The following is a 14970-nucleotide window of genomic DNA, read 5'->3' on the forward strand; positions in this document are numbered from 1 at the left end:
AACAAATAAATAAGAGCTTTAAAACAAATAGGTCAGAACCGTGTGAAGGTACCTTTGTTCCAGTCATTTAGATAACAAAAAACATGGAACAAAAAATAGAAGTTACGCATCAGGAAAGGGCCTTGCAAAAGCCTGTTCATTCAGGTTTTACATCCGTTTCGACCGCGACTGACGTCATTAAAGGTATTAGTCTCACAGGTAAAACGGCTATCGTAACCGGTGGTTATGCGGGAATAGGTTTGGAAACAGTTAGAGTGTTTGTGAATGCGGGCGCCAGGGTGATTGTACCGGCGCGAGACGTGAAAAAGGCGGAAAAGAATTTGGAAGGTGTAGCCAACGTAATTATCGAACCGATGGATTTGATGGATCCTGCTTCCATTGACGCATTTGCACAAAGGTTCCTGGAAACGGACAGCCCGTTGCATATCCTGGTCAATAATGCGGGAATTATGTGGGTGCCTCTGCAACGTGATGCCCGTGGATACGAATCACAATTGTCCACGAATCATCTTGGGCATTTTCAGCTTACAGCGCGACTTTGGCCTGCTTTGAAAAAAGCAGATGGGGCAAGAGTGATCGTGGTGTCTTCCTTCGGCCATCAGATGTCTCCGTTTAATTTTGAAGATCCCAACTTCGAGCATCGCGACTATGAAACGCTGGCAGGTTATGGTCAGTCCAAAACAGCAAATAATCTTTTTGCCGTGGAGCTGGATCGACGCGGGAAATCTGATGGCGTACGTGCATGGTCGCTGCATCCGGGATCTGTCAACGGGACGGACCTGGGACGGGTTGCACCCATGGAATTATTTCAGCAGATGGGGACACATGATGGGGACGGCAATTTGTATCCTGATGTGGCGGGCAAATTAAAAACGATTCCGCAAGGTGCCGCCACAACCGTTTGGTGCGCCACAAGTCCGTTACTGAACGACCTGGGTGGGTTATACTGCGAGAATTGCGATGTGGCAGCGTTGGACGAAGGAAACCTCGCGCATAACTACGACGAACCGTTCACACTTTGCGGTGTAAAACCCTACTCGGTTGATTCGGATAATGCACGGCGGCTTTGGAAGCTGAGCGAGGAACTGACCGGTGTCGTTTTTTTGAACAGCTAAGTGGCGTGCCTGGCTTGAAAGTCGGCTAAAAAGCAGGGCCAAAGCCTTGCTTTTAGCAATGATAACCGGGAGTTGTCATTTGTTTTAAAGACCGGTTTTAGCGAGTTTTGTTTTGTAATTTGTTCATAAAAATCGTGGGACATCAAGCATATTATATCCATCCTGAGTTGAAACTATCGTGTTTCGAAAGCAAGCTTTACAGGGCCGACGTATTGTTTGAGGAGCATTTACTGGTATGGTTTATTTCAGGAGAAACCAAAATAGTGCACGGGGATAAGGTTCATTGGTTTGGCGCAGGGGATATTTTGTTATTTCCCCGTAATCAGTTGGTAACCGTTATCAATTATCCTAAAGATGGTTTGCCACATCAGTCGGCGGTCATGCACCTTACCAAGAGGCGGTTAACTGATTTTTATGCCAAAAATAAGGTGGAGGTTAAGCAGATGCAAACGCCTCGGTTTCAAACATTTGACAGGCACCCGTTGCTAAAAAGCTGCCTTGCCTCCCTGATACCTTATTTTGAGCTTAAAGAACCACTGCCCGATCCTGTCGCATCCATAAAAATCGAAGAGGCTATCACTATTCTAAGAACGATTGACCCGGATCTTGACCATTTACTGGCTAATTTTGAGGAACCCGGCAAGATTAATCTGGTAGATTTTATGGAGCAGAATTACATGTTCAACATGCCGATTGACAAATTTGGCTATCTGACTGGTCGCAGTCTGACCACATTTAAACGCGATTTTAAGAAAGTGTTTCAGACCACACCTCAAAAATGGATTATGGAGAAACGACTGGAACTGGCCCATTACCAGATCCGGGAAAAGAAACGAAAACCTTCCGAAGTTTATCTGGAAGCGGGCTTTGAGAACCTTTCTCATTTTGGCTTCGCATTTAGAAAACGTTACGGTTATGCCCCAACCGAGATGGTAGGTGCCTGATTGTACCATATGTTCTCCGTCACAGAACCGGCAGTTTTGTAGGTTAAACCAATAGAACTGACGTTTCTGTTTATCTTTTCAGATAATAAAAATGACCGTCCTCGGCGCCGATCAAAAGATCAGGGATGCCGTTTTTATCCCAGTCAACCGTTGTAGGGCTGGTATCGTGACCGGCAAGTTTTCGGCCTGAAAGGTTACCCTGGTTTTTGAATTTTATCTTATCAGCGTCTGTGCTGATATTTTCATAAAAGTCTACATTTTTGCTGTCGATCAACAGGTCAAGATCACCGTCGCTGTCCCAGTCGGCCAAAGTGAATTTTCTTCTGCCACTGCCTCCGTTTTGTTTCTTGTTCAGCTGCAATAATTCACTGCCGTCTTCATTGTAAAATATTCTTTTTCCAGGTTTGAGATAAAGTGTCTTATCCTTTCGGAATCTTTCAAAAAAAGCAAGATACCCTTCGTGATCCAGCATGATCAGGTCCGTCAGGCCGTCTTTATTCCAGTCAATGGCATAGGGTGTCGTTCTCCACTGAGGGGCCAGCTCGTTGGGTTGCGGATTCCACCAGTTCCACTTTGGTCTTGGTGCATCGCGCTCCCAATCAACCAAAACCATTTGCGCTTCTGCAAGAACCGGAGATTTTTTAGTCCCCTTATTGCGAAACCACTGGACTTTACCCCAGATCGAATTAAAGATAATATCCTTCAAGCCATCTCCGTCCCAGTCGGCTACGGATAGTGTTGTGTAACCCCATTTTGTCTCACATGGCCCCTGAATCGAACCGTTGGGTCCTGCCTGTATACGAATTGTTTTTCCGTTTGCCTTTAAAAACTTCGGAGCAGCCCAGTCAGGGTAACTGCCTCCGCCTTTGTTTTCAATGAAGGTGATGTATCCGGCAGAATTACCGGTAATGATATCCTCGTCTCCGTCGTCGTCCCAATCCGCACTGAAAGGTGTCGCAAGTGCGCCGGACTTCACGTTTCCCGCTTTTTGCTGAAAGTAAAACGGAGCATTGAAAACCGGCATTCCATTTTTATTTTTTCCGGTATTTTTAATATAAGCGACCCGACCATCCTCGTCACCGACGATGAGATCTACGTGCCCGTCTTTGTTCCAGTCAACAGCCACAGGGATAATCATTTCCAGATCCATCTTGATGACACCGGTTTCATTGACAAGTATTTTTCCATCCGCGTACTCGGGCTTGCCAGCCGTGCCTGTGTTTTCAAACCAGGTGAATTTATCGACAAATTCGCCACAAATGAGGTCCAGATCGCCATCTCCGTCAAAATCTGCAAAGTTTGGAGACGGGGCGCCGTAGACATCCAGTATCTTACCTCCCGCTTTTATCCGGCCTTTGTTGATGTATTTACCACTTTGATTTTCAATTAAATAAACATAACCGTGGATTGGTCCGTTAATCCATTTTCCGTTCGCGTCATATCCGTTGTCCCATCCGTATTCGAGCCAGTCATCACTCCCGGCGATAAGGTCCTGATCACCGTCATGATCATAGTCAACGAATTTCCATTCTGTAAACCGCGGTTTCTTTTTGAAATCGTTTTGCAAAGAGTCGGGCGGGTAAAGCAGTGTTTTCCGGTTTGCATGTTCCTTTATGAAATCTTCAAATTCAGCGCCCTGGTCAAGAATTCTGGGTTTCCCATCGACGTATGAGATTTGCGGATTTTTAAGGCCGGCAGCAATACGTACCGGTGGTTCGAAAACCGGTACCTCTTTTCCCGATTTGTTCTCAAAAAAATAAAGGCCGTTGAATGGTGTATCAGGGCAGGAGAGTATCATGTCCATGTCGCCGTCCTGATCATAATCCATCGGCAGCGGCCAGGCCCATAAACCACCGCCAAGGTCCGTTAAAAGGTCTTTATTCTGATATTTCAATCTGACAAAATCGGGTAGATCCTGTTTTGGCGCGTCGCCGGGTGGAGGTCCCAATATTTGAAATGCAGCGGAAGTGAAAAGCAGTATAACGCCTGTAATTAATTTCATATGGCTGATGGTGATGGCTAACAAAGATCTCCGGGACCTTTGTTAGCCATGAAGTTTGGTTGACAAATCACATTTTCTCTAACCTTTCATTTCGATACGGCATTCTGTTTCGGATTTTTTGCATGATGAATAGTCGGCTGACAAAAAATACTCAGCTATTGGCCGGATGCGTCAAACTTTCGGTTAGGGATAAAGTAATGAGAAGTACGCCCGGAACATTCATTGTGACTACTTGTTTGTTCAAAACGCGCTATAATTCTCAAAATGATAAGTCGGGTAGGGGTATGCCAACCAAGTGTATCGCTATTTATCGAAGCCGGGGAAAGAGAGAATAGCCTCTGCGTCTCCGACAATCGCCTCACATTTTTCGCGATCTGTGTACATTGTCCAGTGCTGGTCAGCGACCTGATCCGCTGTGATAACCGGGAGACCTGGTGGGAAATTTGCAGCAGCCAGTTTTCCAGCCTCGTCATCGGTCGCGACCATTGCTGCGATTGAGACTATACCGACGTAAATATTCTCCGCTTTGAGATTATTATGAAGCAGTCTGGCATAGTTCAGCTGGGCGCCGGCAGCAATCCCGAAGCTGGCTGTGATGTTTAGCGGATACTGGGCAGAAACAGCGGTTGTGAAAAGAATGGCGCCGTCTTTACGCGCCTGCATACCCGGCAAAACCGTCTGCACGGCGGTTATCGCACCCAGTACATTGAAAGCAAACTGAAATGAAGCTGCATCCACATCCGTGGCGAGCACGGTCTTAAGTGATTCCATGGCCGGTGTGGGGCCGTATTCAACTACATCAATACTTCCGAAATGGCTTATGACATTTTGCAAAGATGCTGCCAGACCTTCCCGGTCGATTACGTCTGCCGTAAATGCAGCGGCAGTGATACCGTCGTTTTGCAGATCGGAAACCAGTTTTTTTAGTTTTTCCGTGCTTCGTCCCAGTAGTGCGACGTTAAAGCCCTCATTTCCAAAGCGGCGTGCGATGGCTAACCCAACACCTGGTCCTGCGCCGATAATTGCTATTGTTTTTGACATGATTTACTTGTTTAAAGAATTCGTTTCGATGTCAAAAGTAGCTACCTTTGGTTACCAAATGTTACTGGTTTCTAAAAGGTAACCGGTAACCTTCGGGTAATCAAACAGCATGATGATGGAAGATATGATGAAGGAAATGGCAATGGGAGATTTTGAAGCGGCTGGCATAGATGCAGAAAGATGCACGCGGGCGCTTGCCCCGGTCAGGGATGCGCTTTACGTACTGAATGGCAAGTGGAAATTCCCGATTATCATCGCCATGGTGCAAGGCAACAAACGATTCGGTGAGATAAGAAAAGCGGTCGACAAGATCGCGGCAAAGGTATTGTCCAATGAGCTGAAAGAGTTGGAGTTAAACGGTTTTCTGGTGCGCAAGGTGCATGATACTTTTCCGGTCAGTACCGAATATGTGCTGACAGAATACAGCACCACACTGGGACCCGTAATGAACGAACTTTGGAAATGGGGTACCATGCACAGGGAGAAAATCATGAAACAGGTGGATGCCAAAGAGTCTAAAACGGCTCCACATCCCATTTCATAACGCCCCCAAATGTCGCAGTTGCAATCACTTTCCCATCCGTGGAAATGGCAATGATTTCGGGTGTTTCGTTCCGTATTTTTAACGGATAATCTTTGAAAACCCCGTCGCTAAGATTCCAGATGCGGACGGCGCCAAAGATGCCTGCGGTGATCCATTTTCCGTCTGGTGAAAAGTAAACCCTGCATGGTGTATCATTTTTCATTTTGGTAGGAAAGTCGGTGAAATCCGACGAGCCAAGTTTCCAAACCCGTACTGCTCCCCATACACCTGCGGCAATCAGAGAACCGTCTGGTGAGAAACATACATTTTTGGGCGTTTCGTTTTTTAGTTTGGACACATAATCGGTGTGCCTTTCGGAAGTCAGGTCCCATGTTCTGGCTCCTCCAAAAACGCCGGCTACGATCAGGTCTCCATTGGGAGAGAATGCGACCGACGACGGTGTGTCATTTATTAATTTTGTCTGTAACGTAGGTTTGGTCATCTTGCATGAGACAAGGAAAAACAGAACAAAAATTGTAAGCGTGACGCGATTTCTTAGATTTACGATAGTCATAGATGAGAATTTGAGCTAAGCTTTCATAGGTATTGACAGCGCTAAGCAGGCCAACCCCTATGAGATCATGTTTTATTTATTATGCATATGAGATTTTATTGGATAGCTGCTTTTTTATTTCTTTCCGGGTTTGGGTTTTATCCTGCAAATGCCCAGTCATTGATAGCCCATCGTGGAGGTGTTGTGGACAGCTCCTACACAGAAAACGGATTGGCAGCGCTAAAACGTGCTCTGGCAGACGGATATCAAATGATCGAAACTGATGTGAGGGTGACCAGAGACGGTGTGCTGATCGCCAACCATGATGCTGATTTTAACCGGTATTATGGTGTTAACAGGAAAGTTTCTGAAACAGACTGGGCAGATATCCGTAAACTGAAAAGTACATTGGACGGTAATACGCCATTACGGCTGGAAGAAGTTCTTCAATTCTGTCATGAAAATAAGCTTGGGGTTATGCTTGATAACAAAATTACAGGAATGGATTCTGCATTGTTTGAAAAACTGATCGGCTTATTGGATAAGTATAACCTGCACAGCACGGCATTGATGATAGGCACCGACGAGTCGACGGAGTATTTTACAGGAAAAATAAAACTGAGCTGTTCGCGCAAACAGCTTGAAGAAAATATACAAAAGCCAGGGTATCAAGCCTCCCATTATTTTCTCTTCGAACGTCCGGCATCTCTGACCAGAGAGGATGTTGCATGGGCCGCCACGCGTAGTATTTTTACTGTTGCGGCAATAAACAAATTTCATTACCGGAAATCTTTGGACTTGATGGCCGATGCGGCCAGAGATAGTAAGCGAATGCAAGAAATCGGTGTAAAAAACTTCCAGATTGATTCTGAGTTTCGGAAGTTTTTTATCCAAAAATGATAGAATAATAATTTCCCCTAGCCAGGATGTGTTTGATAATTGCTCTGGACTAGTGCCTTCGCCAACTCCTTTTTCATTATCCCTGAATCGCACGCGAATCCGGCTGATCACGAATTGTGCATTGGGTCACTCATAATCTCGTGCCCAAACCGAATGAAATCGTATTGTTTTTTCATTGAATTTTTCAATTTGTAGTAGTAATGAAGAAAATATTTTTGTAGAATATTGTAGAATTAGTTTTATGTATTAATATTGATTTAAATTCAATTCGGTAAGAAACCCAGTCATCCTGAAACATAACCGCAGCCTCAGGAACATTAGGAGCCAGCCAATGAATATCAAATTAATCATACAACGTTATCCATGGAATCTTTACACACAATTGGAAGTACAGAATTGATTGAAGTGCGGTCGAGGGCAATTGATTTACAGAAAGAAGGTCGTTCGGGGCGAATATTGTCAAAGAACGAGATTTTTAAACTGATAGACGTTCATGAACCCTATTATGCTTTGAAAGATGTCACTGTCGGGGCAAATGACTTGGTGATGGCGAAGGTTGAAATAGAACAGCCTCTCGGAGACGAGGTTCTACCCATTGGTGCATCGGAAGCCAGTCGTCATCTTGCGATTCTGGGGTCCGTTTGTTGCGCTCTTGTTAATCCGGTCAAACAAAAGCATTATTATCTGGCCCATCGCGGAACGTATAAAAGAGCTATTGAAAAACCGCATTTTTCAGGTAATGAATTAATTGTGACAGCGGAGTGTGTCTCTTTCAACAAGCGGACCGCAACGATCCGGGCCTGTCTGCTGGATCAGGAGGAGCAGCTGATATGCGGAATAGATGTCAGTTTTCATGTAATTCCTCACGCGATTTTTGAACGTCTGTACTACAATTTTTATAAGGAAAAGCCGGATTTTGTGATGACAAATCCATATCAGCATAAATCCAGCTTTGTCGATGTTCAATTGATGGACTTATCGGCCTCCGCGTCTCTTGGGGAAGTATTTGATAAAAACTGCGCCGGCCATTTTCCAAATTATCCTGCAATGCCGGTTGCGATTCTTTTAAGTTCAATGCTGGATCTTGCAACCCTCTACATTCACCACGTCACCGGTGATAAAACATTAAAAATGATGGTCACCGAATTTTCGCTGCTGGCCGAAAATCTGGCATTTTCGGGAGAACGGGTTATGCTTCACGTTAATCGGGAAGACCACATCGATAACAAATTCAAGCTCCGTTGTGTTGCCGAATCGACTGATGGGAAAAGTGTTGGAGATGTAACTGCAATAATTGAGATTGTTTGAAATAATGCATAAGCAGCAACTAGGCATTTCAATGAAAATATAGCGTGATATAGCGAATACTTTGCTGACTGGCAGAATCGGCAATCTGTAACGGAACACAAATCGGGCGTTGAATATCCGCCATGGTTCAAAAGTAATATTTGTGGAAGGTAAGGTATAACCACTGCTGACATTGTTGGCAGTGGTTATCAGTGTTTCCTGACCGTTTGGACGACGAAACCGTGAAAAGTATAAGCATTGAGTTGAAACATATAAACCAGGATAATTCGTTAGTGAGACCTTTGTGATTATCATTTAATAATAATCCAAATGGAATCAACAGAAAAGAAAATTGCACTTGTAACTGGCGGAAGCCGCGGTTTAGGGAGAGACATAGCCCTCAGTCTTGCCAGAAAAGGTACTCACGTAATTATTACGTATCACGCAAAAAAGGACGAAGCGCTGGCCGTTGTGGCCGAAATCCGGAAAATTGGCCAGCAGGCAGCAGCATTGCAGCTGAACACCGGTGTTGTAAAGAGCTTCGATGGTTTTTTTGAGACATTGAAAAGCTGCCTGAAAGAAACTTTTGCAGCAGAGCGTTTCGATTTTTTGATCAACAACGCCGGGCACGGCATCACAGTCCCGTCTCTGGCGGCTACAACGGAGGAACAGTTTGATGACTTAATGAATGTTCATCTGAAAGGCGTGTTCTTTCTGACTGCGAAAGCCATGCCTTACTTAAACGACGGGGGCTCGATTGTCAATATTTCAACAGGTTTGACCCGCTTTACGCATCCCGGCAGTGGGGCTTACGCCGCGATGAAGTCGGGCGTGGAAACACTTACGAAATACATGGCCAAAGAGGCAGGTAGCCGTTTTATACGGGCTAACGTTGTCGCACCCGGGGCCATAGCAACAGATTTTAACGGTGCGCGGTTAAGAGAATCGTCACAGGTTCAGGACTATATAAAATCCATTACGGCGCTTCCTCGTATCGGACAAGCGGACGATATCGGCGGCGTGGTTGCCTTCCTGTGTTCCGATGAAGCAGGCTGGATCAATGGACAGCGCATTGAAGTTGCAGGTGGCATGTATTTATAATTTCTCTGTTTCTTTACATTTGTCATGTTAACTTCATTCGTATGCCGACAAACTTTGTAGACATAACATCCATAGCTGATTTACACAAACTGTATGGCTGTGCCAAACCGAAACATCCGCTTGTTTCGTTCATCGATCTGCAAGAGGTGAGCAGAGATAATTTCAGTGAGACCGAAGCTTTTTACCGGCTCGGATTTTACTCTGTTTATTTAAAACAACTGAAAGGCGCAATGCGGTACGGAAAGTCGCATTACGACTTTGACGAGGGGACGCTTGTGTTCACGGCACCCGGGCAGGCTATTGCTACGTCGCGGCATGTCGCCTACAATGAAGGCTGGGGACTGTTCTTTCATGCAGACTTGCTGCACGGGACGCATCTTGCAGCAAAAATCAATAAGTATTCATTCTTCTATTATGGTTCTGACGAGGCCCTGCACATATCTGACGATGAGAAAACGATATTACGGGATTGTGCTGAAAATGTAAAAAGGGAGTACACTCAAAACATCGATAAACACTCTCAGGGGCTCATTGTGAACAATATCGAGTTGGTGCTCAATTACTGCGACCGTTTTTATGACAGGCAGTTTATGACCCGCGGCAAGGTTAACCACGATATCGTGCAGCATTTTGAAAAGTTGCTTTTGGAATATTTTGCACAGGACTCGCTGGTAGAAGCCGGTTTGCCGGATGTCAGATACTTCGCTTCTGAGCTGAATCTCTCGCCAAATTATCTGTCGGACCTATTAAAAAGATACACGGGTAAAACCACCATTGAGCATATTCATCTGCAAATCACCGAGAAGGCGAAATTGCTGTTGTGGGGTTCGAATAAATCAATCAGTGAAATTGCTTATGCGCTTGGTTTTGAACATCCTTCGCATTTTACAAAGATTTTCAAAACAAAATTGGGGAAATCGCCATCGGAATTCAGGCAGTTGAACTAGAATTTTATGTTCCGGAATGAACACGGTTGTATTGAAAACGGACAGTTTTAATTTTTGAAATTATAGCAATGGTTTGATGGTGAGTTATTTGTGATTCAGGCACCTTTTTGTTAAACAATCTTAACACTGACGGCGCGTCAGTAAGGATGTTCCTATCTAAATTCACTTTCAAATAAACCATGAAAAAGATATCATTGATTTTATTTTGCCTGTTCGTTTCAACATGTTCATTCGCCCAGCAACCCTACAAGCCAGGTTATGAACGGCTCAAAGCCTTTGAGGGGATCTATGAGTATATCAATAACACGACGCTGTCCATCGCTGCTTCACCGAAAGACACGCTTCTGCATGCCATTATCAATAAAAGCAGTTATCCTTTAAAACCTGTGGCGGATAATATTTTTGTTAACGTCTCAAACGATAAAATCCGGTTTCTGAGAAATCTGTCGAATGAAGTAACAGGATATGTGGCTGAAAAAGATACATTTAAGTTGTTGGACAGGAATGTTCGGTTCCCGAAGGAAATGTGGTATCCAAGGCTGTCGGGAAACAGTGCTTACAAAATTCCTGACAACTTGAAAGATGGATTGAAAACGGGCGGCATCGTACATTCCGGTTTGGATTCGGTTCTATTGGCAGGTATGATGCAAAAAATTATTGACGGTACTTATCCGAATGTACACAGCGTCCTGATCATCAAGGATAACAAGCTTGTATTTGAAGAGTATTTCTACGAATACACGAGGGATAGTTTACAGGAAATGCGTTCTGCTACCAAGAGTCTGGTTTCAGCGCTTACCGGCATCGCTATCGACAAGGGTTTTATTAAAAGCAAAAATGAAACGGTGCTTTCTTACTTTCCTGAATACACCTTGAATAATATGTCGGATGCCAAAAAACAAATTACGATTGAAAATCTGCTTTCGAATCAAAGCGGGCTTGACTGTGATATAAGTAATCCAAATTCGGAGGGTAATGAAACGAAGATGGATTATTCTGATGACTGGGTTAAATTTACGTTAGATCTTCCAATGATCGATACGCCGGGAGGAGAGGGGATGTACTGTTCGGGTAATCCCATAACGCTTGGTCGGATTATTGAAAAAGCGACCCATATGCCTCTCGAACAATTTGCTGTTAAAAACCTTTTTGCGCCACTGGGAATTACAAATTTCAGATGGAATTTCAAACCGGATAAAACCAATGCTGAAAACTATTGCCAGGCTTACCTGACACCCAGAGAAATGGCAAAATTCGGGCTGCTGTACCTCAACAGTGGCAACTGGAATGGCAACCCAATTGTATCTTCTGATTGGGTGAAACAGTCTTTTGAGAAACATTCTGTTGTACAGGGAGTTAATTATGGTTATTTGTGGTGGCTCAAATATTTGAACGCAGATGGTGTGCGCTATGAGGGTAAAGCGGCGCAAGGCAACGGAGGACAGAAGATTTATGTCTGGGAGGAACAAAATATGGTGACGGTCATTACAGGAGGAAATTATAATTCAAAATCTCCGTCTGATGAATTAATCAGTAAATTTATTCTTCCGGCATTTAATAAAAAATAACCGGATTTTATTGCCGGGGTTTTGACTGAATGCGAAAAAATTGAAGTGCCGGTATGGGGATTTGAAACGTTCATTTGTCTTTAAAGCCTTTGTTTAAAATGATAGCTTATGAGCATAAGATTTGTTTGTATTTTCTGGCTGATGGCATTGGCTGGATTTCAGTGTCCGGCCCAGACGCCACGTAAGGTTGATATCTGTATTTACGGGGCTACGTCGGCCGGTGTGATTGCGGCCTACACCGCGAAAAAAATGGGTAAATCAGTAATGATCATTGAACCGGGACATCATCTCGGAGGAATGACCTCCGGAGGGCTTGGTTATACCGATATCGGGAATAAGTATGCAATTACCGGTCTTGCGCGCGATTTTTACCGACGTATAGGAAAACATTACGGCAAATTTGAGCAATGGATTTTTGAGCCTCACGTCGCCAAAAAATATCTTCAGCAATATCTGGACGAAGCCGATATTCAGGTTACTTATCAGTACCGGATTAAAACCGTGAAAAAACTGGGCAACGCGATACAGTCTGTTGTTTTTGAAAAAAGCAATGACCCGGTTTCCGGTCAAAGCCAGTCCGTTTCTGCCAGTGTTTTTATCGATTGTACTTATGAAGGCGATCTGATGGCAAAATCAGGTGTCTCCTTTGCCACAGGCAGGGAAGCGAACACCGATTATAACGAAACGATCAATGGTGTCCAGCTGGAAACAGGGCATCAGTTGCCCGACGGAATTGATCCCTACAAAATCCCTGGGAAGCCAGAAAGCGGACTTTTGTGGGGTATAGCAGCCGGTGGGCTTGACAAAAACGGAACCGGTGATAAAAAACTCCAGGCTTACAATTACCGGATATGCCTTACTTCGGATCCCGAAAATAAAATAGAGATTTCGAGACCGGAAAACTACGATCCGTCACAATTTGAATTATTAAGAAGGTTAATCAAAAAACAACCGCAAAAGCAAAACCTCAGCGACTATTTTATCTGGAGCCTGATGCCCAACAAAAAGACGGACATCAATAACCGTGGCGGGTTTTCAACAGACATGATCGGAATGAATTACAACTATGCTGACGCCGATTATGATACCCGCGAAAAGATTGTCAAAAGCCACGAATCCTACACAAAAAGTTTGCTCTACTTTTTCGGCCATGATTCCATCGTGCCAAAGCAGATCCGGGAGCAAATGCTCAAATGGGGATATCCCAGAGACGAATATGTGGAGTCGGGCAACTGGTCGCCGCAGTTATATGTGCGAGAAGCCAGGCGGATGGTGGGTGCATATGTGATGACACAAGCGAATTGCGAAGGGAAAGTTGTGGTCAGCGATGGTGTTGGCATGGCGGCCTATACCATGGACTCTCATAATTGTCAGCGAATTGTGATCAATGGAATGGTGAAAAACGAGGGAAATGTTGAGGTTGGAGGTTTTGGCCCTTATCCCATAGCCTACAAAAGTTTAGTCCCCAGGCAGGAGCAGTGCAGCAATTTGCTGGTGCCCGTTTGCCTTTCCGCTACGCACATCGCTTATGGTTCTATCAGAATGGAGCCCGTTTTTATGGTGTTAGCCCAGTCGTCGGCTGTTGCTGCTGTGATGGCGATCGATGGAAAAACCGCTGTTCAGGACATTAATGTAAGCCAGTTGCAGCAAAATCTGAAAAATAACCCGCTTGCCAATGGCGCTGTTTCGGAAATACTGGCTGACAATGAAGATAAAATTCAAACAGCAATAACGGGCGACTGGAAGATTCATAAGTCGGGTGGTTACGGACCGTCTTTTATCACTTCGCGACCGAATGGGCAGGCTGGAAATTCGGTCAGGTTCACGCCAGCTATTGCCAGGGCAGGTGTTTACAAAGTATATGTCTATGTGCCTAAAACAAATGAGGCCGTGCAGAAAATCGCTTTGAAAGTTTCAGATGGTACAACGGAAAAGGATTTGATTATCCGGCAGAGTGATGTCGTTCCGGAAGGTCAGACTTCGGGTGATTGGTTTGCATTGGGCGCTTTTGATCTGCCCGCCGGTAATAAGGCATATGTTAAAATACACGAAACACAAGATGCGCAAACGGTGATAGCAGACGCAGTGTTATTCGTTCCTGATTTCAGGTAGTGAAAATGCAGTAGCGCCTGGCGCTACTGCTTTAATCGCATTGCAAAATCGATAATATCCGCAGGATTGCGGGCGATGTAATCAGGTTTTGCCGCAGTAACGATTTGCTCGGTATCATATCCCCATTCGACCCATATCACTTTGACGTCAGTCTTTTTACAGGCAACAATATCACGAAGTTCATCACCTACATATAAAACCTCATGGGGTTTAAGGTCATATTTTTTTAGAAAACGTTTTATCAGTTTATCCTTGCCAAACAGGCTTTGACTGCAATAAATACCGTTTATTGAGTCAATGCCCTGATCATTCAAAAAATCTGCAATGTTGTTCTCAGCATTTGAAGAGATAATGGCTGCTTGATATCCGCTTTCTCTCAGCTGCCCGAGCAGGTCCCTGATGCCCGCAAACAGTTCGATGTCTGCTAATGACTTTTTGTATAAACTCAAAAATGCTCCGGCGAGAAAAGGGATTTTATAGACAGGCACTTTCAGATAACGGCAGCGCTCCGCCATTGATAAAGTCCGTAAATACTGAAGGTTTTCTGACCCGATTTGTCTGTAATTATTCTTTTGGGCAATCTGGTTATAAACAGAGACAAACACCGCCTTGGAGTCTGCGAGCGTACCATCGAAATCGAAAATAATGTACTTGATCATGCTTGTATAGTGTCCAGGGTGCAAGTTTACAGTTTATATCCAAATCTTTTCTAAACCGCTTTATAATCTTTCGTTAATAGTTACTGAACGTTCAAAATTCGTGTTTGGGAAGCCAGTGATTCACATCTGACTGGATAAGTGAAGAGCCGGGAAGAGTAAAACAAAACGGGTTTCCGGTGAAATTTATTAAATCCTGAAAAAAAACTGCTAATGCTTTG

Annotated in this window: 13 protein-coding genes; 9 read left to right on the top strand and 4 right to left on the bottom strand. The window is 44.4% G+C overall.

Annotation, left to right across the window (positions count from 1 at the left end; genetic code table 11):
• Window positions 1-83: 83 nt before the first annotated feature.
• Together M1L62_RS15740 and M1L62_RS15745 are read left to right on the top strand one after the other, a co-directional pair.
• Window positions 84-1115: an SDR family NAD(P)-dependent oxidoreductase gene (locus M1L62_RS15740; protein WP_254560559.1), complete on the top strand. Its 1032-nt coding sequence runs from the start codon at window positions 84-86 to the stop codon at window positions 1113-1115.
• Between the two features lie 134 nt (window positions 1116-1249).
• Window positions 1250-2059, top strand: coding sequence for an AraC family transcriptional regulator (locus M1L62_RS15745; protein WP_254560560.1), 810 nt, complete (start codon window positions 1250-1252; stop codon window positions 2057-2059).
• Between the two features lie 70 nt (window positions 2060-2129).
• Here the strand turns inward: M1L62_RS15745 and M1L62_RS15750 are convergent, their stop codons facing one another.
• Both M1L62_RS15750 and M1L62_RS15755 read right to left on the bottom strand, forming a co-directional pair.
• Window positions 2130-4061 carry an FG-GAP repeat domain-containing protein gene (locus M1L62_RS15750; protein ID WP_254560561.1) on the bottom strand — a complete coding sequence of 644 codons (1932 nt, stop codon included), beginning with the start codon at window positions 4059-4061 and terminating at the stop codon, window positions 2130-2132.
• 303 nt (window positions 4062-4364) lie between these two features.
• On the bottom strand, window positions 4365-5102 hold the full coding sequence (locus M1L62_RS15755) for an SDR family NAD(P)-dependent oxidoreductase (RefSeq protein WP_254560562.1): 738 nt from the start codon (window positions 5100-5102) through the stop codon (window positions 4365-4367).
• Between the two features lie 109 nt (window positions 5103-5211).
• Here M1L62_RS15755 and M1L62_RS15760 point away from each other — a divergent pair, with 109 nt between their 5' ends.
• Window positions 5212-5646, top strand: coding sequence for a winged helix-turn-helix transcriptional regulator (locus M1L62_RS15760; RefSeq protein WP_254560563.1), 435 nt, complete (start codon window positions 5212-5214; stop codon window positions 5644-5646).
• On the opposite strand, the gene M1L62_RS15765 is transcribed toward M1L62_RS15760, so the two are convergent.
• The gene (locus M1L62_RS15765; RefSeq protein WP_254560564.1) at window positions 5618-6199 is read right to left on the bottom strand and encodes a WD40 repeat domain-containing protein; all 582 of its coding nucleotides are present in this window, start codon (window positions 6197-6199) and stop codon (window positions 5618-5620) included. The genes M1L62_RS15760 and M1L62_RS15765 overlap by 29 nt on opposite strands.
• 87 nt (window positions 6200-6286) lie before the next feature.
• Here M1L62_RS15765 and M1L62_RS15770 point away from each other — a divergent pair, with 87 nt between their 5' ends.
• From M1L62_RS15770 to M1L62_RS15795, 6 genes are all read left to right on the top strand, one after another.
• Entirely contained in the window at window positions 6287-7078 is a 792-nt protein-coding gene (locus tag M1L62_RS15770) for a glycerophosphodiester phosphodiesterase (protein WP_254560565.1), read from the top strand.
• 363 nt (window positions 7079-7441) lie between these two features.
• Complete coding sequence (locus M1L62_RS15775; protein ID WP_254560566.1) at window positions 7442-8386, top strand: hypothetical protein; 945 nt, start codon at window positions 7442-7444, stop codon at window positions 8384-8386.
• Window positions 8387-8695: 309 nt separating this feature from the next.
• Entirely contained in the window at window positions 8696-9466 is a 771-nt protein-coding gene (locus M1L62_RS15780) for an SDR family NAD(P)-dependent oxidoreductase (protein WP_254560567.1), read from the top strand.
• Window positions 9467-9507: 41 nt separating this feature from the next.
• The gene (locus M1L62_RS15785; protein WP_254560568.1) at window positions 9508-10413 is read left to right on the top strand and encodes a helix-turn-helix domain-containing protein; all 906 of its coding nucleotides are present in this window, start codon (window positions 9508-9510) and stop codon (window positions 10411-10413) included.
• A 179-nt stretch (window positions 10414-10592) separates the two neighbouring features.
• Window positions 10593-11981, top strand: a complete 1389-nt coding sequence (locus M1L62_RS15790) for a serine hydrolase domain-containing protein (RefSeq protein WP_254560569.1) — start codon at window positions 10593-10595, stop codon at window positions 11979-11981.
• Between the two features lie 108 nt (window positions 11982-12089).
• A complete protein-coding gene (locus M1L62_RS15795; RefSeq protein WP_310589978.1) occupies window positions 12090-14093 on the top strand; it encodes an FAD-dependent oxidoreductase in 2004 nt (667 codons plus the stop codon).
• A gap of 23 nt (window positions 14094-14116) precedes the next feature.
• Here the strand turns inward: M1L62_RS15795 and M1L62_RS15800 are convergent, their stop codons facing one another.
• Entirely contained in the window at window positions 14117-14752 is a 636-nt protein-coding gene (locus M1L62_RS15800) for an HAD hydrolase-like protein (protein WP_254560570.1), read from the bottom strand.
• Between the last annotated feature and the right edge of the window lie 218 nt (window positions 14753-14970).

Origin of the sequence: Dyadobacter diqingensis (assembly GCF_024220585.1) — a bacterium.
Taxonomy (GTDB): Bacteria; Bacteroidota; Bacteroidia; order Cytophagales; family Spirosomataceae; genus Dyadobacter; species Dyadobacter diqingensis.

Excerpts from the sequence above, each read along its gene's own strand:
- M1L62_RS15740 (WP_254560559.1), top strand. The coding sequence starts at position 84 with ATGGAACAAAAAATAGAAGTTACGCATCAGGAAAGGGCCTTGCAAAAG.
- M1L62_RS15750 (WP_254560561.1), bottom strand. The coding sequence starts at position 4,061 with ATGAAATTAATTACAGGCGTTATACTGCTTTTCACTTCCGCTGCATTT.
- M1L62_RS15755 (WP_254560562.1), bottom strand. The coding sequence starts at position 5,102 with ATGTCAAAAACAATAGCAATTATCGGCGCAGGACCAGGTGTTGGGTTA.
- M1L62_RS15760 (WP_254560563.1), top strand. The coding sequence starts at position 5,212 with ATGATGATGGAAGATATGATGAAGGAAATGGCAATGGGAGATTTTGAA.
- M1L62_RS15765 (WP_254560564.1), bottom strand. The coding sequence starts at position 6,199 with ATGACTATCGTAAATCTAAGAAATCGCGTCACGCTTACAATTTTTGTT.
- M1L62_RS15770 (WP_254560565.1), top strand. The coding sequence starts at position 6,287 with ATGAGATTTTATTGGATAGCTGCTTTTTTATTTCTTTCCGGGTTTGGG.
- M1L62_RS15775 (WP_254560566.1), top strand. The coding sequence starts at position 7,442 with ATGGAATCTTTACACACAATTGGAAGTACAGAATTGATTGAAGTGCGG.
- M1L62_RS15780 (WP_254560567.1), top strand. The coding sequence starts at position 8,696 with ATGGAATCAACAGAAAAGAAAATTGCACTTGTAACTGGCGGAAGCCGC.
- M1L62_RS15785 (WP_254560568.1), top strand. The coding sequence starts at position 9,508 with ATGCCGACAAACTTTGTAGACATAACATCCATAGCTGATTTACACAAA.
- M1L62_RS15790 (WP_254560569.1), top strand. The coding sequence starts at position 10,593 with ATGAAAAAGATATCATTGATTTTATTTTGCCTGTTCGTTTCAACATGT.
- M1L62_RS15795 (WP_310589978.1), top strand. The coding sequence starts at position 12,090 with ATGAGCATAAGATTTGTTTGTATTTTCTGGCTGATGGCATTGGCTGGA.
- M1L62_RS15800 (WP_254560570.1), bottom strand. The coding sequence starts at position 14,752 with ATGATCAAGTACATTATTTTCGATTTCGATGGTACGCTCGCAGACTCC.